The organism is Rhodanobacter thiooxydans (assembly GCF_021545845.1).
Lineage (GTDB): Bacteria > Pseudomonadota > Gammaproteobacteria > Xanthomonadales > Rhodanobacteraceae > Rhodanobacter.
This window is the reverse complement of record NZ_CP088923.1, coordinates 3408630-3428772: the sequence shown is the minus strand read 5'-3', so window position 1 is coordinate 3428772 and position 20143 is coordinate 3408630. Positions and strand designations below refer to the sequence as shown.

Genomic DNA, 20143 nt, shown 5'->3' with positions numbered 1-20143 from the left:
GGGTGAATCAGGACAAGGACCTTTCGCGCCGCTGGCAGCTGCTCGCCATCACGGCGGCCATCGCCTGGCTGGTCTGGCTGCTGGCGCCGGTGCTTATGCCGTTCGCGGTGGCCGCCATGCTGGCCTACCTGGGCGACCCGCTGGCCGACCGGCTGGAACGGCTGGGGCTGAAGCGGATGTGGGCGGCCACCATCGTGTTCGTGGTGATCATGGTCGTGGTGGTCGGCGTGCTGCTGCTGCTGATCCCGCTGATCGCGCGCCAGATCGAGAACCTGGTCAGCAACCTGCCGCGCTACGGCGACTGGGCGCAGAACACCGTATGGCCGTGGCTGCAGGCGCGATTGCACCTGGATCCACACACCTTCGACAGCGACCGCCTGCTGACCGCGATCAAGGAGCACATGGCCTCGATCGGCGGCGTCGCCACGGCGGTGCTGGGCAAGGTGTCGCGCGGCGGCCTCGGCATCGCGATGTGGTTGACCAACCTGGTGCTGATCCCGGTGGTGGCGTTCTACCTGCTGCGCGACTGGGACCGGCTGGTGGCGAAGGTCGACGGCATGTTGCCGCGCTCGATCCAGCCCACCATCGCCTACCTGGCCAGCGAGTCGGACCAGATCCTGGGCGCGTTCGTGCGCGGCCAGCTGCTGGTGATGCTGGCGCTGGGCGTGTTCTACGGCGCCGGCCTCAGCGTGGTCGGGTTGACCGTGGGCCCGCTGATCGGCATGGTCGCCGGCCTGCTCAGCTTCGTGCCGTACCTGGGCTTCATCATCGGTTTCGTCGCGGCGATCGTGGCGGCGCTGGTGCAGTACGGCGACTGGGTCCACGTGTTGCTGGTCTGCGGCGTGTTCGCGGTCGGCCAGCTGCTTGAAGGCTACGTGCTGGTGCCCAAGCTGGTCGGCGACAAGATCGGCCTGCACCCGGTGGCGGTGATGTTCGCGGTGCTGGCCGGCGGCTACCTGTTCGGCTTCCTCGGCGTGCTGCTGGCGCTGCCGGCGGCGTCGGTGATCATGGTGCTGCTGCGTTACTTGCTCGAACGCTACCGGTTGAGCGAGCTGTACAACGAGGCGGGGCCGGACGATCCGGTGATTGCCGAGGTGGAGCTGGCCGTGCATCGCGACGGCGCGGTCGAGGCCACGGTCGAGCCGCCGCAGGACGACCGGGCCGAGTCATGATCCCGCAGTTGCCGCTGGCTTTGCGCTGGCCGCGCCGCCAGCGCTTCGAGCATTTCCACGCCGGCGCCAACGCCGCCGCGCTGGCCGCGGTGCAGGCACTGGCGCTGCAAGCCGCTGCGCCGTGGGTTTACCTGCACGGCGCCGCCGGCAGCGGCCGCAGTCACCTGCTGATGGCCGCCTGCCAGGCCGCCAGCGCGGCGGGGCGACAGGTGCAGTACCTGCCGCTGGCCACGGTCGCTGATCACCTGGCGGCCCTGCGCGGCGTCGCCGGCGGCGAGCTGCTGGCGCTGGACGACCTCGGCGCCATCGCCGGCAAGCGCGACGCGGAGCACGCGCTGTTCGACCTCTACAACCGCGCAAAAGCCGAAGGCAGCGCGTTGCTGTTCGCCGCCGATGCGGCGCCGGCCCAGCTCGGTATCGAACTGCCCGACCTGCGCTCGCGTCTCGGCGCCTGCACTCAGTTCGCGTTGAAGCCGCTGGACGACGCCGAGCGCCGCGCGGTGCTGAAAGCGCAGGCCGCCGCGCGTGGCATCGAGCTGGACGACGGCGTGCTGGACTGGCTGTTCGCCCGCCACCCGCGGGATCTTGGCGCCTTGCTCGACCTGCTCGACCGGCTGGATGTCGCGTCGCTGGCCGCGCAGCGTCGCATCACCATCCCGTTCCTGCGCGGTTTCTTGCGCGAGGCCGCATCCTGAAACGATGAAGGCGCCCGCGGGCGCCTTCGCTGATTCGATCGGGCGAACCGCTCAGGCCTTGAGCAGCCCCGGTGTGGCGTGCTGGCCGACGGCGTCGGTCAGCGCCTTGGCCACGTTGAGGTTGCCGGCGATGAGGTTGCCGCTGGCCGGGATGCCGTCGCGGCCGGCGAAGTCGCCATAGCGGCCGCCGGCTTCATGCACCAGCAGCACGCCGGCAGCCATGTCCCACGGCTTCAGGCCGATCTCGAAGTAGCCGTCGTAGCGGCCGGCGGCGACGTAGGCGAGGTCCAGTGCGGCGGAGCCGGAGCGGCGGATGTCCTCGGCCTGGCCGAGGATGGCGCGGGTCATGTCGAGCTGCGCGTTGAGATGTTCGCGCTGGCGGAACGGGAAGCCGGTGGCGATCATCGCGCCGCCCAGGTTCTCGCGCTTGCCGACGCGCATGCGGCGGTCGTTGAGGTAGGCGCCGTCGCCCTTGCTGGCGGTGTACAGCTCGTCGCGCAGCGGGTCGAACACCACCGCGTGAACCGGCACGCCCTTTTCCAGCAGCGCGATCGACACGCAGAAATGCGGGATGCCGCGCAGGTAGTTGTGGGTGCCGTCCAGCGGGTCGATCACCCAGGTCAGCGGGCCCTTGCCGGTCGCGCCGCTTTCCTCGGCGAGGATCGCGTGGTCGGGGTAGGCGCGGCGCAGTTCCTTGATGATCTCCGCCTCGGCCAGCTTGTCGACCTCGGAGACGAAATCCATCTGCTGCTTCTCGACGACGTTGAGGCCGTCGATGCGGTTCATGTAGCGCAGGATCACGTTGCCTGCGGAACGAGCGGCGCGCGCCGCGATCGTGACGTGGGGTCGGGCCATGGGTTTCGACTTTGGAAGAGAGCGGGGCTGCGGCCGGCGATTCTAGCAGAGGCAGGTCCTGGCCGCCCCGCGTCCACTATCCTTGTCGACCCGAACCACCCATCCGCCCAGTGCATGACCGACCTTCACCACCTCGCCGCCCGCATCCGCTACGTGCTGGTGCGCACCTCGCATCCCGGCAACATCGGCAGCGCGGCGCGGGCGATCCGTACGATGGGCTTCGCGCGGATGGAGCTGGTCGCACCGCACCGTTTCCCTGATCCGGAGGCGAACGCGCTGGCCGCCGGTGCGGACGACGTGCTGGTCCACGCCGGCATCCACGGCGAACTCGTCGACGGCCTGGCTGGCAGCAGCCTGGCGCTGGGCCTGTCGGCACGCCGGCGCGGGGTGAATCTGCCGGAACTCTCGCCGCGCGAGGCGGCGCGGCAGGCGCTGGCGGCGGCGACGCGCGGCGAGCAGGTGGCGCTGGTGTTCGGCAACGAGCGCACCGGGCTGGAGAACGAGGAACTGGCGCGCTGCCACGCGATGGTGCGCATTCCCAGCGTGGACGACTTCAGCTCGCTCAACCTGGCGCAGGCGGTGCAGGTGATGGCCTATGAACTGCGCATGGCGATGCTCGGCGACGAACCCCCGCCGCCGCCGGAGCACGACGAGCCGCCCGCCGACGCGGCGCAGATGGAGCAGTTCTACCGCCACCTGGCGCAGACGCTGGACGACATCGACTTCCACAAGGGCCGCGAGCCCACCACCATCATGCTGCGGCTGCGCAAGCTGTTCCAGCGCGCCCAGCCGGACGCGCGCGAGCTGCGCGTGCTGCACGGCATTCTTGCCGATGCGCAGCGGATGGCGGGGCTGGCCAACGGCAAGTAGCCGGCTTTGCTCCCTCCCCTGCGCGGCAGGGGAGGGCTGGGGTGGGGTGCTTTTTGCCAGGACGGTGCGAAGAGCTTCACCCCCTCCTGACCTCCCCCTGCGGGCAGGGGGGAGGGACCGGCCGTGCGGTCAGGGATGTTGGTCACTGCTCGTCGTCAGACAGTTCCAGCGACGGCGCCGGCGTGACCAGCAGCTTGTCGATGCGCGCGCCGTCCAGGTCGACCACCTCGAAGCGGATGCCGCGCCAGGCGAACATCTCGCCGGTCTGCGGAACGTGGCCGAGCGCGGTCATCACCATGCCGGCGGCGGTGCGGTATTCGTGCTCGTCCTCGCCGGGCAGTTCATCGATCTGCAGCAGCTCGCGCAGGTCGTCGGTGGAGAGGCTGCCGTCGACCAGCCAGCTGCCGTCGGCACGCCGCTTGATCGGGCTGTCCTCGCCGCTGCCGGCGTGGCCGATCTGGCTGGCGCCGACCACCGCCGCCAGCAGGTCGTTGACGGTGACCACGCCTTCGATGTCGCCGTACTCGTCGACCACCAGCGCCAGCGGCGTCTCGGCGTCGCGGAACTCCTCCAGCAGGTCCAGCGCGCGTGCGGTGGCCGGCACGAACAGCGGTTTGGCCAGGTGGCCGAACAGCTCTGGCGTGCCCTCGGCGAAGCTGTGCAGCAGGCGTTTGACCTCGACCACGCCGACTACCTTACTCTCGTCGCCGCGATACACCGGGTAGCACGAATAAGGGGTCGCGCGCAGCACCTCGATGTTTTCCTCGCGGGGCGCCGCGATGTCCAGCCAGGCGATGCGCATGCGCGGGGTCATCACGCTGTCCACCGTGCGGTCGCCCAGGCGCAGCACGCGGTTGACCATGTTGTGCTCGTCGGCGTCGAGCACGCCCTGCTCGGCGCTCTCGGCCACCAGCAGGCGGATCTCCTCCTCGGTGACCACGCCGCCTTGCGGGGTGGCCCGCAGCAGGCGCAGCAGCAGGTTGCTCGACGCATTCAGCAGCAGCACGAAAGGCGCGGTCAGCCGCGACAGCAGCAGCATCGGGATCGCCGCGTACGAGGCCAGTTTTTCCGGCGCCGACAGCGCCAACCGCTTGGGCACCAGTTCGCCGACCACGATCTGGATGTAGGAGATCAGCACGAAGCCCAGCACGATGCCGACGCCCCGTGCGTACGGCGCCAGCCACGCCAGTGGCGCGCTTTGCAGCAGCAGGGTGGAGATCTGGCCGCCGAGCGCGTCGCCGGCGACCGCGCCGGTGATCAGCGTCACCACGGTGATGCCGACCTGGATGGTGGACAGGAAACGCTCCGGCGCCTCGGCGTGCCGCAGCGCGGCGGCGGCCTTGCGGCTGGTCCGGGCCATCTGCTTGAGGCGGCTCTTGCGCGAGGCCACCAGCGCCATCTCCGACAGCGCGAAGAAGCCGTTGCAAAGGGTGAGCACGAGGACGAGCGCGATTTCGGTCAGCATCGCGGCAATGGCGGGGGAGGCTGCATGGGCACAGTGTAAGGGTTGCGCGGGCCGCCGTTCATGAGGGCATTGATGCGGGGCAACACGAGCGTCCTGTAATATTACTGTCATCCAACCCTTCAGGCATGGCCCGGATGTTTTCACTGCAGACGATTTTCGGCAAAGGCGACAAGTTCTACGGCCTGCTCGAACAAAGCGCCGCCACCGTCTGCGAAAGCGCCGGCGCCCTGCACGAACTGCTGACCCGGCCCGGCCAGGGGCCGATGATGGCGCCCTTCACCGCCACCCGCGCGCGGGAGAAGGCGCTGGCTGCGCAGATCAGCGAGGAGCTGGTGAACACCTTCGTCACCGCGCTCGATCGCGAGGACATCGAGGCGCTGAATTCGGCGCTGTACAAGATCCCCAAGACCATCGAGAAGTTCGCCGAGCGCTACGAGATCGTGGCCGATCGCCTGGCGGGCGTGGATTTTGCCCAGCGCACGCTGGTGCTGCAGCGTTCCAGCGAGGTGGTTGCCGAGATGATCGGCGAACTGCGCCGCGGCCTGCGCATCGACCCGGTGAAGAAGCTGCAGGACCGCCTGCAGGCGCTGGAATCGGAAGGCGACCGCATGCTGCTGGCACCGTACCGCACGCTGTACACGGAAGGCGGCGACGCGATGCGGGCGATGCTGGCGAAGGACCTGTTCGAGCTGATCGAGAAGGCTATCGACAAGTGTCGCGACGTCGGCAACATCGTCTATTCGATCGTGCTGAAGAACTCCTGAGGTTACGCCCGTGACCTCGCGCCTTCCGTCCCGTCCGGCCGCGCTGCCGGCGTTGCGCACGTCGTTCCGCCCGATCGGGGGCCGCGCATGAGTATCGTCATCGCGGTGGTGGTGATTGCGCTGGTCTTCACCTACATCAATGGTTTCCACGACACCGCCAACTCGATCGCCACGGTGGTGGCGACCAAGGTGCTGTCGCCCGGCCAGGCGGTGCTGCTGGCGGCGGGCACCAACCTGGCCGGCGCGTTCATGGGCACCGCGGTGGCGGCCACCATCGCTTCCGGGCTGATCAACGCCGGGGTGATCGAGATGGGCTCGCAGCTGCTGGTCTGCGCGCTGCTGGCGGCGATCGTGTGGAACCTGATCACCTGGTGGCTGGGCCTGCCGTCCAGTTCGAGCCATGCGCTGATCGGCGCGCTGGTGGGCGCGGCACTGGCGGCTTCCGGCAACAATTTCGACGCGGTGGTCTGGGTCGAGGGCAGCGTGCTGAAGGGCCACGGCGTGGTGCCCAAGGTGATCATCCCGATGGTGCTCTCCCCGCTGGCAGGTTTCATCATCGGCTTCGTCCTGATGGGCGCGCTGTATGCGCTGCTGGCCTGGTTCGCGCGGCGGCAAGGCTGGCTGCGCCGCTTCGGGCGCACCCCGTTCGTCAATTTCTTCTTCGGCAAGGCGCAGGTCGTTTCAGCCAGCGCGATGGGCGTGGCGCACGGCATGAACGACGCGCAGAAGAGCATGGGCATCATCGCGCTGGCGCTGGCTGGCGCCACTGCGGCGCACCAGTTCGACCACCTGCCGGCGTGGCTGGGCTTCCTGCGCATCGAGGGCGACCCGGCCGGCGGCTTCGAGATCCCGGTGTGGGTGAAGGTAGTCTCCGCGCTGACCATGGCCGCTGGCACCGCCGGTGGCGGCTGGCGCATCATCAAGACGCTGGGCCACAAGATGGTCAAGCTGCACCCGATCAACGGCTTCGCCGCCGAGACCAGCTCGGCGGCGGTCATCCTGGTTGCCTCGGCATTCGGCATTCCGGTGTCGACCACGCACAACGTGTCCGCCTCGATCATGGGCGTGGGCGCGGCCAAGCGTTTCAACTCGATCCGCTGGTCGGTGGTCGAGCGCATGGTGTGGGCGTGGATCCTGACCCTGCCGGTCACCGCGCTGCTGGCCTACGGGCTGGTGGTGGTGTTCCGCATGGCGTCCTGAGGCATCATCCATCCGCCTGCGGAACCCGCTCGCGGGGCGATGCTCTACCGAATCCCGAATCCCGAATCCCGGCCCGCCGCGAGCGGGCTCCTACAGAGTGTCGTCGCCGGCACTGATCAGCCGCTCCAACTGGTCGCCGAGCACGCCCAGCTCGCGCACCACGCGCTGCAGTTCGGTGCGGTCGAGGAACTCGTAGGGGCGGTTTTCGCACAGGTGCAGGTAGGGCGCGCCGTCCAGGTCGGTCACCGCCAGAAAGCCGGTACGCTGCTGCCAGTTGAAGCGCAGGCAGCGCACCGGGTCGGTGCCGGCGAGCGGACCGATCGGGGTGGATACGCGCAGATAGCGCAGCCCCGCTTCGTCTTCCAGTTCCGCCAGGTAGATGCCCTGGTAGCGGTTCGGCGCCAGTTTCAGATCGAAGCTGATCAGGTAAGGATCGTTCTGGCGCAGCTCGTGCAGGCTGCCGAGGTGGGAACGCACGGCTTCGAAGTGGCGCATGGCGGCTTCCTTCGACAAGGACCGGAAGCTACTCTGCCACGGATACCCGCTTGCGTCGCGTGAACCATGAATGAGGCCGCCGCCCGCATCTACGCCGCCATCGCCGCGATCCCGCGCGGCCGCGTCGCCAGCTACGGCGCCATCGCCGCCCGTGCCGGACTGCCCGGGCGGGCGCGGCTGGTCGGCCGGCTGCTGGGCGAGGTGCCCGACGGCATGGAATTGCCGTGGTACCGCGTGCTGCGTTCCAGCGGTCACATCGCGATGGCGCCGGGCAGCCGCGGTTTCCGCGAGCAGTCGCGCCGGCTGCGCGCCGAAGGCGTGGAGGTGAAGAACGGCCGCGTGCCGCTGTCGCGCTTCGGCCTGGATGGCGACCTCGACCACGCGCTGTGGGGCATGCCGGACGCCTGAACGGCGGTGCTGCCGACGAGTCGTCGCAGCTATTCCCGGCGGCCGGGCCGGGCCGGTTTGTTACCATGCAGCCGATGAAAGCCATAGAGCCTGCTCATGATCTCCAAGTACCCCGCGCCGGGAGCTGTTTGCGCGCAGGCCAAGGAAGAACGAGGGCACGCGGGGAGAGTCCATGGATGGACTCGGCTCTGAGGAGCGAGGAGTGGACGTCCGTCCACGACCGAGTGATGACGCCGGCATGCGGGCAAACAGACCCGGCCCTTCGGGTTGCCATCGAGTGGCCGCCAGGCGGCAGCGCGCGGCTTGACCTGACGGCCAGTCAGGCGCGGCGCCACGCACTACCACCTGGCGGCCACTCGATGGCAACGCGGGGCACTTGGAGATCATGAACAGGCTCTCAGCCCTCGAGCTGCTGCAAAGCATTTTCGGTTATCCCAGTTTCCGCGGCCAGCAGCAGGCCGTGGTCGAGCATCTTGCCGAGGGCGGCGACGCGCTGGTGCTGATGCCCACCGGCGGCGGCAAGTCGCTGTGCTACCAGATTCCCGCGCTGCTGCGCCAGGGCACCGGCATCGTGGTGTCGCCGCTGATCGCGCTGATGCAGGACCAGGTGGATGCCTTGCGCGAAGCCGGCGTGGCGGCCGCCTATCTCAACTCCAGCCTGGGCGCGGCAGCGCAGCGCGAGGTGGAGCGCCAGCTGCTGGCCGGCGAGCTGAACCTGCTCTACGTCGCGCCCGAGCGGCTGCTCACGTCGCGTTTCCTGGGCCTGCTGGAAAGCATCGAGGTGGCGCTGTTCGCGATCGACGAGGCGCACTGCGTGTCGCAGTGGGGCCACGACTTCCGCCCCGAGTACCGCGAGCTGGTGGTGCTGCACCAGCGTTTCCCGCAGGTGCCACGCATCGCGCTCACCGCCACCGCCGACCCGCGCACGCGCGAGGAGATCGTGGAGCGGCTGGCGCTGCAGGAGGCGCGGCGCTTCGTCTCCAGCTTCGACCGGCCGAACATCGGCTACCGGGTCGGCCTGCGCCACAACGCGAAGCGTCAGCTCGCCGAATTCCTGCAGGGTCACCGCGGCGAGTCCGGCATCGTGTACTGCCTCAGCCGGCGCAAGGTGGACGACACCGCCGCATGGCTGGCCGAGGCGGGCGTCGAGGCGCTGCCGTACCACGCCGGGCTGGACGCGGCCACCCGCGCGAAGAACCAGCAGCGCTTCCTGCGCGAGGACGGCGTGGTGATGGTGGCCACCGTCGCGTTCGGCATGGGCATCGACAAGCCCGACGTGCGCTTCGTGGCGCACCTGGACCTGCCGCGCAGCATCGAGGGCTACTACCAGGAGACCGGCCGCGCCGGCCGCGACGGGCTGCCGGCCGAAGCGTGGATGATCTACGGCCTGTCCGACGTGGTCACCATGAGCCAGATGATCGCGCAGTCCGAATCGGACGACGAGCGCAAGCGGGTCGAGCGGCAGAAGCTGGAATCGCTGCTGGCGTATGCCGAGGCCACCGACTGCCGCCGCCAGCTGCTGCTGGGCGCGTTCGGCGAAAGCCACCCCGGCGCTTGCGGCCATTGCGACAACTGCGTCGCGCCGCCGAAGACCTGGAACGCCACGGTGCCGGCGCAGAAGGCGCTGTCGGCGGTGTACCGCACCGGCCAGCGCTTCGGCTCCGGCCACGTCATCGACGTGCTGCGCGGCGAGGAAACCGAGCGCGTGCTCGCCCTCGACCACCACCGGCTCAGCACCTTCGGTATCGGCGCCGATCTCGACGAGAAGCAGTGGCGCTCGGTATTCCGCCAGCTGCTCGCCGCCGGCCTGCTGGAGGCCGACGCCGAAGGCTACGGCACACTGCGCCTCACCGCCGCCAGCCGCAGTGTGCTCAGCGGCGGCCGCCAGGTGAGGCTGCGCGAGGATGCCCGTCCCGAGCGCGCCAGCCGGCGCCGCCGTGACAGCACGCTGGTCACATCCGGTAAAGGCGGCGGCAGCCTCGGCATCGAGGCCTACGAACAGGACTTGTGGGACGCGCTGCGCACCTTGCGCACGCAACTGGCGAAGCAGCAGGGCGTGCCGCCGTACGTGGTGTTCCACGACGCCACCTTGCTGGCGATGCTGCGCGCCATGCCGGCCAACGAGGACGAGCTGGCCGGGGTCAGCGGCGTGGGCGAGGCCAAGCTCAAGCGCTACGGCCGCGACTTCCTGGCGGTGATCAACGCGCCCGCCTGAGCACCAGCAGCGTATCTTCTCCCGGCGCCAGTTCGCGAACCCCTGCGCCGTTCGACTCCCTCCCTTCAGGGAGGAGCTGGAGTGCGGTTGCGTGCGCCCCACACTCCGCCCGCACCCTCATCCGCCCTCCGGGCACCTTCTCCCGGAGGGAGAAGGGAAAAGCCGGGGCTTGATATGGGCAGGGGGCACCGGAGACAGGAGTGAAGGTACGAGCAGGCTCTTGCGAATCCCGAATCCCGAATCCCTTCACTGCATACGTATTCACCCGGACACAGTCAGTCGCCACGGTGCAGACTCGGGCGCATCTTGATGCCATGACGTTGGGGAGACGCGATGGGCACGATGGAGGTGACGGGCGACGGGCTGGGCCAGCGTGCCACCGCGCGGGTGGTGCTGATCTCGGCGGCGGCGGCGCTGGGCGGGTTCCTGTTCGGTTTCGACACGGCGGTGATCAATGGCGCAGTCGACGCGGTGCGCGGCGGCTTCGCGCTGGACGCGGCGCAGATCGGCTTCGCGGTGTCCTGCGCGCTGCTCGGCTCGGCGGTGGGCGCCTGGTATGCCGGCATGCTGGCGAACCGCTTCGGCCGCGTGCGCACCATGCAGGTGGCGGCGGCGCTGCTGGTGGCCAGCGCGCTGGGCTCGGGGCTGGTCACCGGAGTGTGGGACCTGGTGCTGTGGCGGCTGGTCGGCGGTGTCGGCGTGGGCGTGGCCTCGGTGATCGCGCCCACCTACATCGCCGAGGTGTCGCCGGCGCACATCCGCGGCCGGCTCGGTTCGATGCAGCAGCTGGCGATCGTGCTGGGCATCTTCGCGGCGCTGCTCAGCGACGCCTGGCTGGCCGGCGTGGCCGGCGGCGCGACTGAGCCGCTGTGGCTGGGGCTGGCGGCGTGGCGCTGGATGTTCCTGGTGGCGACGCTGCCGGCGCTGGTCTACGGCACCCTGGTGCTGGGCGTGCCGGAATCGCCGCGCCACCTGGTCGCCAAGGGCCGCCTCGACGAGGCCCGCGTGGTGCTGCGCAACGTGCTGAACATGCACAACGAAACCGCGCTGGACAACAAGCTGCGCGACATCGAGGACAGCCTGCGTTCCGAACACAAGCCGCGCCTGCGCGACCTGTGCGGCAAGACGGCGGGCCTGCTGCCGGTGGTGTGGGTCGGCATCCTGCTGTCGGTGTTCCAGCAGTTCGTGGGCATCAACGTGATCTTCTACTACTCGTCCACGTTGTGGCATTCGGTGGGCTTCAGCGAGGCCGACTCGTTCACCATCACCGTGGTCACCTCGATCGTCAACGTGCTGGTCACCCTGGTGGCGATCGCACTGGTCGACAAGGTCGGCCGCAAACCCCTGCTGGTGGTCGGCTCGGCCGGCATGGCGATCACCCTGGGATTGATGGCGTGGTGCTTCTCGCAGGCCACCGGCAGCGGCGCCACGCTGAGCCTGCCCGGCGCCACCGGCGTGGTGGCGCTGGTCGCGGCGAACGCTTATGTGGTGTTCTTCGGGGTGAGCTGGGGCCCGGTGGTGTGGGTACTGCTGGGCGAGATGTTCCCCAACCGGATCCGCGCCACCGCACTGGCGGTGGCCGCGGCGGCGCAGTGGCTGGCCAACTTCGCGATCACCAGCACGTTCCCGGCGCTGGCCGAGCTGGGCCTCACCTTCGCTTATGGGCTGTACGCCGGCTTCGCGCTGCTGTCGCTGCTGTTCGTGCTGGCCGGCGTGCGCGAGACCAAGGGCATCGAGCTGGAGGACATGCGCGCATGAAGGCCATCGGGCATACCGCGCCCCGGTCGGTGGCGCCGGCAGCGGACTGCGCCTGCCGCGAGGCGAGGCGGGCGGTATACGACAGGCGACGGGCAAACCGGCTAGGATTCGGGGGCCCCGGCACCGTGCCGGAAAAGCGGATGGCGGATCAGGCCGCGGATGAAGGGAAAAGCCACATCGATCGACATTGCCCACCTGGCCGGGGTATCCCAGGCCACGGTGTCGCGCGCGCTGCGCGGCAGCCCGCTGGTCAATGAGGAAACCCGGCGGCGCATCCAGGCAGCCGCCGACCAGCTCAACTACAAGGTCGACAAGAACGCCTCCAACCTGCGCCGGATGCACACCGGCACGCTGGCGCTGCTGTTCTTCGAGGACCCCACCGCCGACGAGTCGCACATCAACCCGTTCTTCCTGTCGATGCTGGGCTCGATCACCCGCGCCTGCGCGTTGCAAGGCTACGACCTGCTGATCTCGTTCCAGCAGTTCTCGCGCGACTGGCACGCCGATTTCGCCGACAGCAAGAAGGCCGACGGCCTGATCCTGCTCGGCTACGGCGACTACCTGGCGTATACCGACAAGCTGGAGAAGCTGGTGGCGCAGGGCACCCGCTTCGTGCGCTGGGGCGCGGTGCTGGCGGATCAGCCCGGCGTGTCGATCGGCTGCGACAACTTCCGTGGCGGCCAGGCGGTGGCCGCGCATCTGCTGGAGCGCGGCTGCCGCCGCATCGCCTTCCTCGGCGACGCCTCCAGCCACTATCCCGAGTTCTTCGGTCGCTATCGCGGCTACGTCGATGCCCTGCAGCAGGCGGGCGTGGAAGTGGACCCGGCGCTGCAGGAGAACGCCGAGAGCACCGAGCACTCCGGCTACGAGGCGATGCGCAGCCTGATCCTGCGCGAGGTCGGCCTCGACGCGGTATTCGCCGCCAGCGACCTGATCGCGATCGGCGCCATGCGCGCGCTCAGCGACCATGGCCTGCGCGTGCCGCAGGACGTGGCGCTGGCCGGCTTCGACGACATCGCCACCGCCAGCTTCGTCAACCCGCCGCTGACCACCGTGCTGCAGGACACCAAGCAGGCCGGCGAGGTGCTGGTGGACAGCCTGCTCGGCCTGATCCGCGGCGAGCCGGTGGACAGCGAGGTGCTGCCGGTGAAGCTGGTGGTGCGGCGCTCCAGCCTACGCTGAGAGGTTGTGATTTTTTCAACCGCTCAGGCCGGCCACGGCGAGGGCATGGCGAGGGCATGGCGAGGGCATGGATGCCCGAGTTGAGGCAACGCAGGGAGCGGTTGCCCGATGCCCGAGTTGAGGCAACGCAGGAGCGGTTGCCCGAGGGCCGGGCATGAAACAGTCACGCCAGTGACTGTTTCATGTGAGCGAGTCCGGGCGTGTACCGGACTCGCGATCGAAGAAAACCACAGGATGTGGTTTTCTTCACAAGCTCTGAGATCATCGCTGCGCGGCGCCACTACCGCCTTTGCATGCAATCGCATAATCTGCCACTGCCATACCACTGGCGTGACGGACGCTCGCACCATGGATCAACCACGGCTGGAGCTGGACTTTCATCAGGTATTCGAACGGGTCACCGACGCCTACATGGCGCTGGACCGGGACTGGCGCTATACCTACCTGAACTCCACCGCCTGTCAGCTTTTCGGGCGCAAGGCGGAAGAACTGATCGGTCGGCACATCTGGACGGAGTTTCCCGAAGGCATCGGGTACCCGTTCCAGCTCGCCTACGAAAAGGCGATGGTCGAACAGTGCCCGCAACACGTCGAGGCGTTCTACCCGCCGTACCATCGCTGGTTCGAGAACCGCATCTATCCGTCGGCGGACGGGCTGACGATCTATTTCCGCGACATCACCGAGCGCAAGCGCGCCGAGCAGCTGGCGACCGGCCAGCACGAGATCCTGGAAGGTATCGCGGCGCAGCGGCCGCTGGTGGAAAGCCTGGAACGGATCGCGCGCCTGCACGAGACGATGAACCCCGGCGCGTTGTGCTCGCTGCTGCTGCTCGATGACGACGGCCGGCACGTGCTGCATGGCGCCGCACCCAGCCTGCCGGACGCGTACAACTGCGCCATGCACGGGCAGGAGATCGGCGAGGCGCATGGCTCGTGCGGCACCGCTGCGTGGCGCGGCGAGCGGGTGGTGGTGGCCGACATCGCCAGCCACCCGTACTGGGAGAACTACCGGGAAGTGGCGCTGGCGCATGGCCTCAAGGCGTGCTGGTCGACGCCGGTGCTCGGCAGCCACAAGGAAGTGCTCGGCACGTTCGCGGTGTATTTCCGCGAGCCGCGCGAGCCACGCGAGGAGGAACTGCACAGCATCGATCAGATGTTGCCGATCACCGGCATCGCGATCGAGAGCGAGCGCCTGGTCGCGCGCCTGCGCGAACGCAACCGCTTCTTCGAGTTGTCGCAGGAGATCTTCTGCATCCTCGACCCGCGCAGCGGGCTGCTGCTGCGGTTCAACCCGTCGCTGCCGCACCTGACCGGCTACGGCGCCAGCGAGCTGACCTCGCGGCCTTACCGCGAATTCCTGCTGCCGCAGAACCCCGGCGACGATGCCGACCCGATGCTGGCGAGCGGCCAGTCCTGCGGGCGCGTACACGAGTTCGTCAACCGTTGCCGCTGCCGCGACGGCAGCGAGCGGTTGCTGGAGTGGGTCTCGTTCGCCGCGCCCGACGGCCTGCTCTACGCGGTGGCGCGCGACATCACCGAGCGGCGCCGGGTCGAGGCTGAGCTGGCCCGTGCCTCCAGCCACGACCCGGTTACCGGCCTGCCGCAGCACCTGCTGCTCGGGCGCGAGGTGAGCGACCTGCTGAAGGACAGCACGGAGCCGGTCTGGGTGCTGGTGATCGGGCTGGACCGCTTCCAGGGCGTCAACGAATCGGTGGGTCACCTGAGCGGCGACGATGTGCTGCGGCAACTGGCCGGTCGCCTGCAGGCGGCGTTGGCCGAGCAGGGCCGGATCGCCCGCTTCGCCGGCGACGAGTTCGTGGTGACGGCGGCCGGCCTGTCGGCGGACGGCGCACTGGCGTTGGCCGAGCGCCTGCGCGCCGCCGTGGCCGAACCGGTCGAGGGCAGCGATTACCGCCTGCTGCTGACCGCCAGCGTCGGCATCAGCCATTCGCCCGACCACGGCACCGATCCAAACGACCTGCTGCGCCGGGCCGAGGCCGCGATGAACCAGGCCAAGCGGGAGGGACGTGACCGGGTGTCCGAGTTCTCGGTCGAGCAGATGCGCGATCTGGAAGACCGCCTGGTGATGGGCAACCAGCTGCGCGATGCGATCCGGCGCGGCGAGCTGGAACTCCACTACCAGCCGCAGTATCGCGCCACCGACCGTCGGCTGACCGGTTTCGAGGCGTTGCTGCGCTGGAACAGCCGCCAGCTCGGCCAGGTCCCGCCGGGGCGTTTCATCCCGATCGCCGAAGCGCTGGGTCTGATGCCCGAGATCGGCGAGTGGGTGCTCGACGCGGCCTGCCGGCAACTGCGGGCGTGGCTGGACCGCGGCCATCGCGACTTCACCGTCGCGGTGAACATGTCGGCACAGCAGTTGCAGCGCCCCGGTCTGGCGGCGCAGGTCGGCGCGGCCCTGCAGCAGTACGGCGTGCCGGCGGCGATGCTGGATATCGAGATCACCGAGAGCTCGTTCATGGAGAACGTGTGGCGCGTGCAGCGCACGCTGGCCGAGCTGAAGGCGCTGGGCATCTGCTTGTCGCTGGACGATTTCGGCACCGGCTATTCCAGCCTGGCCTACCTCAAGCAATTCCCGATCGACAAGCTGAAGATCGACCAGGCCTTCGTGCGCGAGCTGCCAGCGGACGCCGCCGACGCGGCGATCGTGCGCACCATCATCGAGGTGGCGCACGCACTGCACATGCATGTCGCCGCCGAAGGCGTGGCGACCCAGGCACAGGCGGACTTCCTCGCCGCCGCCGGCTGCGATGAACTGCAAGGCAACCACCTCGGCCCGGCCCTGAATGTGGAGCAGGCCGGGGAGCGTTTCGGCGAGGGGCGCGCGTAGCGGATCGGCGGCGTTCGCTCAGGCGGCGCCGGCACGTTCCTGCAGCGCCCACAGTGCGGCGAGCGCCTGGCTGGCTGACTCGACGGGCACGAACAGGTGGTCGTGACACGCGGCGGCGACGACGTTGCAGCTGATGCCGGCCTCGGCCAGCGCAGCCGCCACGGCGGCGGTCAGGCCGACGGCGTGCAGGTCGGAATGCACGGTCAGGGTGATCCACGCGGCGCGGAACAGCACCGCCAGCCCGGCATCTACCGCCTGCTGCTCCTCGACGATGAGCGTGAGTCCCTCGCGCTCGCGGAAGGTGGCGATCGGTTCGACGCGAGTGGGGATGCTGCCGCCGGGCAGCGCGACGAATACATACACGCCGCGGTTCAGCACGGGATGCATCGAGTGCAGCAGTTCGGCGAGATTCGAGACGGCGCGGCTCATGGCAGTCCCCGCGACAGGCGCAAGCGATCAGCTCGCCGGCCGCACGCTCCTGGGCCGGTACGCCATGCCGACGCCCGCCGGCGCGGTCGGTTCGAAGCCGAACCCGGCATACAGCTCCTGCGCCCTGCCGTCCGCGATCAGGCTGACGTAGCCGCCGGGCGGCACGTTTGCGTCGAGGTAGTCCATGATCTCCCGCATGATGCGCTTGCCCAGGCCCTTGCCCTGGTGCCCAGGCAGCACCGCGATGTCCACCACCTGGTAGAAGCATCCGCCGTCTCCGATGACGCGGCCCATGCCGACCGGCTCGCCGCGATGCAGGATCTGCACCGCGAACAGCGAGCCCGGCAGCCCGTGCGCGACCGCATCTTCGGACTTCGCGCTGAGCCCTGCACCGGTGCGCAGGGCGTGGTAGACGCTGCCGCTCGGGATGGCGTGGAGGACGGCGTAGGCTGCGTCGTTCATGCTCATGCTGCTATTGGCGCCGGTTCATTTGCCGGCCGACGATGCTGTGGGCGTCTTGCGGAACAGTCGAAGCCAGAACGCCAGCTCGAACAGCACGCCGGCGAGCACCAGCACGCTGCCGACCAGCGGAGCGCCGAAGTACAGCGGGCCGAGGCCGATGGCATAGGCGGCGATGGCCGCGAGGAAGATGGCGAAAGTGATCAGGTGGCGCATGGATTCACCTCTTTGCGTGGGGCGTGGCGTTCACGGATGGGCCGCAGGCTGTTTCGTGGCAGCAAGGGCCGGCCCGCGTTTCACCGCGCACGGCCATCGTAGTGCCGGACCGGGATCGCCGAAAGCTCGATGCCCTCGATGCGGCGGATGTTGATCGCGGCCATCGCGTTGCCCTTCGGGTTCGTACCTTCGGCGTACGGATGCATGCCGCAGACCGGACAGAACCGGTGCTGGACGGCGTGCCTGTTGAACGTGTAGCTGCTGGTGGCGTCCTCGGGCGTGAGCAGGTGGAGCTTCTCGCACAGCACGAACCACAGCGGCGAACCCCTGCGCTGGCAGATCGAGCAGTTGCACGCCAGCGCTTCCCCGATCTCGCTTTCCACCTCGAACGCCACCTTGCCGCAGTGGCAGTTGCCTTTGTCATTCATGACCGGACTTCCGATGTTCCGCGTCGGGGCGCGATGTTCGACGATGGGCCCGCGATGGATCGTGCCATCACGATATCCCGCTGCGGGTCGTTGCCCAGCGGAAAAACGTGGTCACCGACCTCGACGAAGCCGCACTTCCGGTAGAACGAGATCGCCCGCGGGTTGCGTTCCCACACGCCCAGCCAGGCCACGTCCGAGCCGCGTGCCTGCAACGCTCCGATACAGGCGCCCATCAGCTCCTGCGCGATGCCCTTGCCGTGCCAATCATCAACTATGTACAGCCGCTGGACCTCGCCCGGGGATTGGGCTGGAACGCAATCCGGCGCGTCACCCCAGCGCAGTTGGGCAAACCCTACGAGCCCTTCGCCATCCTCGCACATCAACGTAAGCATGTTCGGGCTGGCAATCTCGCCCGATTGGATGGCCTCGCTGTAGCTGGTCCGGCAATGAAGATCCATGTCTTCACCCGTATTCACGGCGCCAAAGGTGGTTCGGAACGTCGCCTCGGCAAGCCGGGAGAGTGGCCCTGCGTCGCTGCGGCTGGCTTTTCGTATGACGGGCAACGGAACCTCCAGAGGGCACTTGATCCCTGTCAGGCCCGAATCGGGGCATGTGGATGGATGCTCGGTCGCCGTCACTCGGGCGTCAAGCCGAGGGAAAAGCGACGCACTGATCGGTGCATTTGCCGTGGGGGACACAAAATACCCCTGACGCGAATGGCACTTACTTAAGCCCCGTTTGTCCCCGGATCAAGTCCGGGGCAGGCTCTGAGCGAAGGCCGAAGTCGAAGGACACGCCGGCAATGGGGCGGCACTGACCTGGCGGCGCTTCGACTCCGCCCGCTGCGGGAAAAGTGACGGGAAAAGGGGGCGTGGCCAATTAATCCCACGCTCAATGCTCGCCAGTGTGAGGGGCGAGGCTTACTTCTTTTGGATGACATGGCAAAAAATGGGGCTAGATTCGCATACCCGACATCCCGAGCACGATGACGATCGCCAGGAGCATGCTTGCGCTGACCGTGAGTATCCAGCCGCGATCAACCACGCGCCGGCCCACCCCGTGCGCGAGAAGTATTCCGCGCGCGCCCGAGGCAAGATGGCCAAGCACGAAGAAGACCCCCAGCAGGTAGTGCGGCAGCAGCCGGATATTCCATGCCCCGTGGATGATGCCGTCCGGGGCGCCCACGGCAAATGCCCAATCACTCGGAGTGTTCAGGTAGCTGCGGGCGTAAACGAATACCGAGTCCAGGTGTCCGATGACGTAGACGGCGAGATACAGACCCGCGGCCAATTGAAAGCTGCGGAAAACGTCGCCGCGTTTGCCGCTCCAGTGCCAGAACAGACGCATGCCGGTTATCGTCTGCAAGAGCAGCAGCAACACCAGGATCGGCTGCACAATGGGGTTCCGGTAAACGGTCGCGCCGATGTGCTGAACGGCGTTGTACGTTTCCGACGAGGCAAGGAAGAACACGTGGTTGATCACGTGAAAGGCGATGTAGAAGACGATCACGGCTGCCGTAATGCCGTGAACGACCCGCCAGCGGGTGACGCTGCAGGGTCCGTCCGCGGGCTTCTCGGTATCGGGGCTCGCGAGCGCAATCCCCGCCATGGCCACCCACAGCACCGACCAGACAACCTCGTCAGGCAGACGGCTCTTGACCATGTAGGTCACGACGCCCAGAAAGACGTAGAGCGTTGGCGCCATGACGGTGGCGTAGGCGAGTCGGCGCATGCTGGTGGGCCCGGGAAGCTTCCAGGCGAAGGCAAACCCGACGGCGGGCGTGAGGAACACACCAGCGAGCATCACGACGGCGAGCGGAATCGACGCGGACCCAGTTGCCGCGGGGCCGCCGACCGCCATGTGGAAGCCATCGAGCCAGAATGGATAGCCGATGGCCGCCACGGCGGGAATCAGTCCGAGGAGTCTTGCCAAGCCGTACGACCTGACGCCGGTGGTTCGCACCCCCGACATCTCGCGCATACTCGTATTCATTTTCGGAGTCTCCATGCGCGCGCTGTCGGTCATGCGATGCGGGTGGTTGACGTTCTGGAAGAACCCGGCGCTGGCCAGTGCCTGCTTGAAGTCACCAGCCGGGAACTCCACGCCGTGATCATTGTGCAGCAAAGTGCCGGCCGCTGGTTGGCGTTGACGCAGCGCCGCGGCCAGCACCCGGCGGGTCAGCTGGGCCGTCTGGGAAAATGTCCCTGACACTTTTTGCCTATGGCTTGACCGAATAGCGGCTGGAGGTTGCGATGCGGTTCCAGGCGTTGATGACGATCGCCAGCCATTCGACCGCTGATATTTCGTCGGCGGACAGGGTTGCCGCCGCCAGATCGTAAACCGTATCCGGTACCTGCCCCTCGGAGATCAGCGTAACCGCCTCGATGAGCTCCAGCGCGGCGCGTTCTTTCCCGGTGAAGTAGTCGGCTTCCTGCCATGCTGCAAGAACAGCGATGCGATCCGCCGGCTCGCCACTGGCAAGCGCGTCCCGTGTGTGCAGTCGGCAACAGAAGGCGCAGTGGTTGATCTGGGAGGCGCGCAGGCGCAAGAGATGCGAGAAGCCGTCGGCGAACCCTGCCTTCGTCAGGGCGTCGGACGCAAGTCGTTCGAGCTTCGCCACGGTTTGGTACAAATCAGGTGCGGATTTGCTGAGATTTACTCTTTCAGTCATTTGGATTTTTCCTT

The 20143-nt window shown here is 68.2% G+C and carries 20 protein-coding genes; 10 read left to right on the top strand and 10 right to left on the bottom strand.

Annotation, left to right across the window (positions count from 1 at the left end):
- Positions 1-2: 2 nt before the first annotated feature.
- Together LRK53_RS15645 and hda are read left to right on the top strand one after the other, a co-directional pair.
- Positions 3-1172: an AI-2E family transporter gene (locus tag LRK53_RS15645; protein WP_027492599.1), complete on the top strand. Its 1170-nt coding sequence runs from the start codon at positions 3-5 to the stop codon at positions 1170-1172.
- Positions 1169-1867 (top strand): DnaA regulatory inactivator Hda, encoded by a 699-nt coding sequence (hda, locus tag LRK53_RS15640; RefSeq protein ID WP_027492598.1) that lies wholly within the window; start codon positions 1169-1171, stop codon positions 1865-1867. The genes LRK53_RS15645 and hda overlap by 4 nt, the downstream gene beginning before the upstream one ends.
- A gap of 51 nt (positions 1868-1918) precedes the next feature.
- Here hda and LRK53_RS15635 read toward each other — a convergent pair whose 3' ends face one another.
- Positions 1919-2722, bottom strand: coding sequence for an inositol monophosphatase family protein (locus tag LRK53_RS15635; RefSeq protein WP_027492597.1), 804 nt, complete (start codon positions 2720-2722; stop codon positions 1919-1921).
- Between the two features lie 114 nt (positions 2723-2836).
- On the opposite strand from LRK53_RS15635, the gene LRK53_RS15630 reads away from it, so the two are divergent.
- A complete protein-coding gene (locus LRK53_RS15630) occupies positions 2837-3592 on the top strand; it encodes an RNA methyltransferase (protein WP_027492596.1) in 756 nt (251 codons plus the stop codon).
- Positions 3593-3734: 142 nt separating this feature from the next.
- On the opposite strand, the gene LRK53_RS15625 is transcribed toward LRK53_RS15630, so the two are convergent.
- Complete coding sequence (locus tag LRK53_RS15625; protein WP_027492595.1) at positions 3735-5057, bottom strand: hemolysin family protein; 1323 nt, start codon at positions 5055-5057, stop codon at positions 3735-3737.
- A gap of 134 nt (positions 5058-5191) precedes the next feature.
- Here LRK53_RS15625 and LRK53_RS15620 point away from each other — a divergent pair, with 134 nt between their 5' ends.
- On the top strand, positions 5192-5821 hold the full coding sequence (locus tag LRK53_RS15620; protein ID WP_027492594.1) for a DUF47 domain-containing protein: 630 nt from the start codon (positions 5192-5194) through the stop codon (positions 5819-5821).
- 87 nt (positions 5822-5908) lie between these two features.
- Positions 5909-7021 carry an inorganic phosphate transporter gene (locus tag LRK53_RS15615; protein ID WP_027492593.1) on the top strand — a complete coding sequence of 371 codons (1113 nt, stop codon included), beginning with the start codon at positions 5909-5911 and terminating at the stop codon, positions 7019-7021.
- A gap of 90 nt (positions 7022-7111) precedes the next feature.
- On the opposite strand, the gene LRK53_RS15610 is transcribed toward LRK53_RS15615, so the two are convergent.
- Positions 7112-7516 (bottom strand): hypothetical protein, encoded by a 405-nt coding sequence (locus LRK53_RS15610; RefSeq protein WP_027492592.1) that lies wholly within the window; start codon positions 7514-7516, stop codon positions 7112-7114.
- A gap of 66 nt (positions 7517-7582) precedes the next feature.
- On the opposite strand from LRK53_RS15610, the gene LRK53_RS15605 reads away from it, so the two are divergent.
- From LRK53_RS15605 to LRK53_RS15585, 5 genes are all read left to right on the top strand, one after another.
- Positions 7583-7924, top strand: a complete 342-nt coding sequence (locus tag LRK53_RS15605) for an MGMT family protein (protein ID WP_027492591.1) — start codon at positions 7583-7585, stop codon at positions 7922-7924.
- Positions 7925-8309: 385 nt separating this feature from the next.
- On the top strand, positions 8310-10139 hold the full coding sequence (recQ, locus tag LRK53_RS15600) for a DNA helicase RecQ (RefSeq protein ID WP_037089610.1): 1830 nt from the start codon (positions 8310-8312) through the stop codon (positions 10137-10139).
- 333 nt (positions 10140-10472) lie between these two features.
- Entirely contained in the window at positions 10473-11897 is a 1425-nt protein-coding gene (locus LRK53_RS15595) for a sugar porter family MFS transporter (protein ID WP_027492589.1), read from the top strand.
- Between the two features lie 159 nt (positions 11898-12056).
- Positions 12057-13079 carry a LacI family DNA-binding transcriptional regulator gene (locus LRK53_RS15590; protein ID WP_008434020.1) on the top strand — a complete coding sequence of 341 codons (1023 nt, stop codon included), beginning with the start codon at positions 12057-12059 and terminating at the stop codon, positions 13077-13079.
- Between the two features lie 348 nt (positions 13080-13427).
- Complete coding sequence (locus LRK53_RS15585; protein WP_027492588.1) at positions 13428-15926, top strand: sensor domain-containing protein; 2499 nt, start codon at positions 13428-13430, stop codon at positions 15924-15926.
- Between the two features lie 18 nt (positions 15927-15944).
- Here the strand turns inward: LRK53_RS15585 and LRK53_RS15580 are convergent, their stop codons facing one another.
- The 7 genes from LRK53_RS15580 to LRK53_RS15550 all read right to left on the bottom strand — a co-directional run bounded on the left by LRK53_RS15580 (position 15945) and on the right by LRK53_RS15550 (position 20129).
- The gene (locus LRK53_RS15580) at positions 15945-16355 is read right to left on the bottom strand and encodes an ACT domain-containing protein (RefSeq protein WP_027492587.1); all 411 of its coding nucleotides are present in this window, start codon (positions 16353-16355) and stop codon (positions 15945-15947) included.
- Between the two features lie 27 nt (positions 16356-16382).
- Positions 16383-16817, bottom strand: a complete 435-nt coding sequence (locus tag LRK53_RS15575; protein WP_425504512.1) for a GNAT family N-acetyltransferase — start codon at positions 16815-16817, stop codon at positions 16383-16385.
- Positions 16818-16841: 24 nt separating this feature from the next.
- On the bottom strand, positions 16842-17030 hold the full coding sequence (locus LRK53_RS15570; RefSeq protein WP_027492585.1) for a hypothetical protein: 189 nt from the start codon (positions 17028-17030) through the stop codon (positions 16842-16844).
- A gap of 80 nt (positions 17031-17110) precedes the next feature.
- Positions 17111-17458 (bottom strand): GFA family protein, encoded by a 348-nt coding sequence (locus LRK53_RS15565; RefSeq protein WP_027492584.1) that lies wholly within the window; start codon positions 17456-17458, stop codon positions 17111-17113.
- Positions 17455-18021 (bottom strand): GNAT family N-acetyltransferase, encoded by a 567-nt coding sequence (locus tag LRK53_RS15560; protein ID WP_027492583.1) that lies wholly within the window; start codon positions 18019-18021, stop codon positions 17455-17457. Before LRK53_RS15560 ends, LRK53_RS15565 begins: the two co-directional genes overlap by 4 nt.
- A gap of 391 nt (positions 18022-18412) precedes the next feature.
- A complete protein-coding gene (locus LRK53_RS15555; RefSeq protein ID WP_221174197.1) occupies positions 18413-19669 on the bottom strand; it encodes a hypothetical protein in 1257 nt (418 codons plus the stop codon).
- 7 nt (positions 19670-19676) lie between these two features.
- Positions 19677-20129, bottom strand: coding sequence for a carboxymuconolactone decarboxylase family protein (locus LRK53_RS15550; RefSeq protein WP_027492581.1), 453 nt, complete (start codon positions 20127-20129; stop codon positions 19677-19679).
- Positions 20130-20143 lie beyond the last annotated feature (14 nt).

Coding starts and splice junctions, on each gene's coding strand:
- hda (WP_027492598.1), top strand. CDS start 1,169: ATGATCCCGCAGTTGCCGCTGGCTTTGCGCTGGCCGCGCCGCCAGCGC.
- LRK53_RS15635 (WP_027492597.1), bottom strand. CDS start 2,722: ATGGCCCGACCCCACGTCACGATCGCGGCGCGCGCCGCTCGTTCCGCA.
- LRK53_RS15630 (WP_027492596.1), top strand. CDS start 2,837: ATGACCGACCTTCACCACCTCGCCGCCCGCATCCGCTACGTGCTGGTG.
- LRK53_RS15625 (WP_027492595.1), bottom strand. CDS start 5,057: ATGCTGACCGAAATCGCGCTCGTCCTCGTGCTCACCCTTTGCAACGGC.
- LRK53_RS15620 (WP_027492594.1), top strand. CDS start 5,192: ATGTTTTCACTGCAGACGATTTTCGGCAAAGGCGACAAGTTCTACGGC.
- LRK53_RS15615 (WP_027492593.1), top strand. CDS start 5,909: ATGAGTATCGTCATCGCGGTGGTGGTGATTGCGCTGGTCTTCACCTAC.
- LRK53_RS15610 (WP_027492592.1), bottom strand. CDS start 7,516: ATGCGCCACTTCGAAGCCGTGCGTTCCCACCTCGGCAGCCTGCACGAG.
- LRK53_RS15605 (WP_027492591.1), top strand. CDS start 7,583: ATGAATGAGGCCGCCGCCCGCATCTACGCCGCCATCGCCGCGATCCCG.
- recQ (WP_037089610.1), top strand. CDS start 8,310: ATGAACAGGCTCTCAGCCCTCGAGCTGCTGCAAAGCATTTTCGGTTAT.
- LRK53_RS15595 (WP_027492589.1), top strand. CDS start 10,473: ATGGGCACGATGGAGGTGACGGGCGACGGGCTGGGCCAGCGTGCCACC.
- LRK53_RS15590 (WP_008434020.1), top strand. CDS start 12,057: ATGAAGGGAAAAGCCACATCGATCGACATTGCCCACCTGGCCGGGGTA.
- LRK53_RS15585 (WP_027492588.1), top strand. CDS start 13,428: ATGGATCAACCACGGCTGGAGCTGGACTTTCATCAGGTATTCGAACGG.
- LRK53_RS15580 (WP_027492587.1), bottom strand. CDS start 16,355: ATGAGCCGCGCCGTCTCGAATCTCGCCGAACTGCTGCACTCGATGCAT.
- LRK53_RS15575 (WP_425504512.1), bottom strand. CDS start 16,817: ATGAACGACGCAGCCTACGCCGTCCTCCACGCCATCCCGAGCGGCAGC.
- LRK53_RS15570 (WP_027492585.1), bottom strand. CDS start 17,030: ATGCGCCACCTGATCACTTTCGCCATCTTCCTCGCGGCCATCGCCGCC.
- LRK53_RS15565 (WP_027492584.1), bottom strand. CDS start 17,458: ATGAATGACAAAGGCAACTGCCACTGCGGCAAGGTGGCGTTCGAGGTG.
- LRK53_RS15550 (WP_027492581.1), bottom strand. CDS start 20,129: ATGACTGAAAGAGTAAATCTCAGCAAATCCGCACCTGATTTGTACCAA.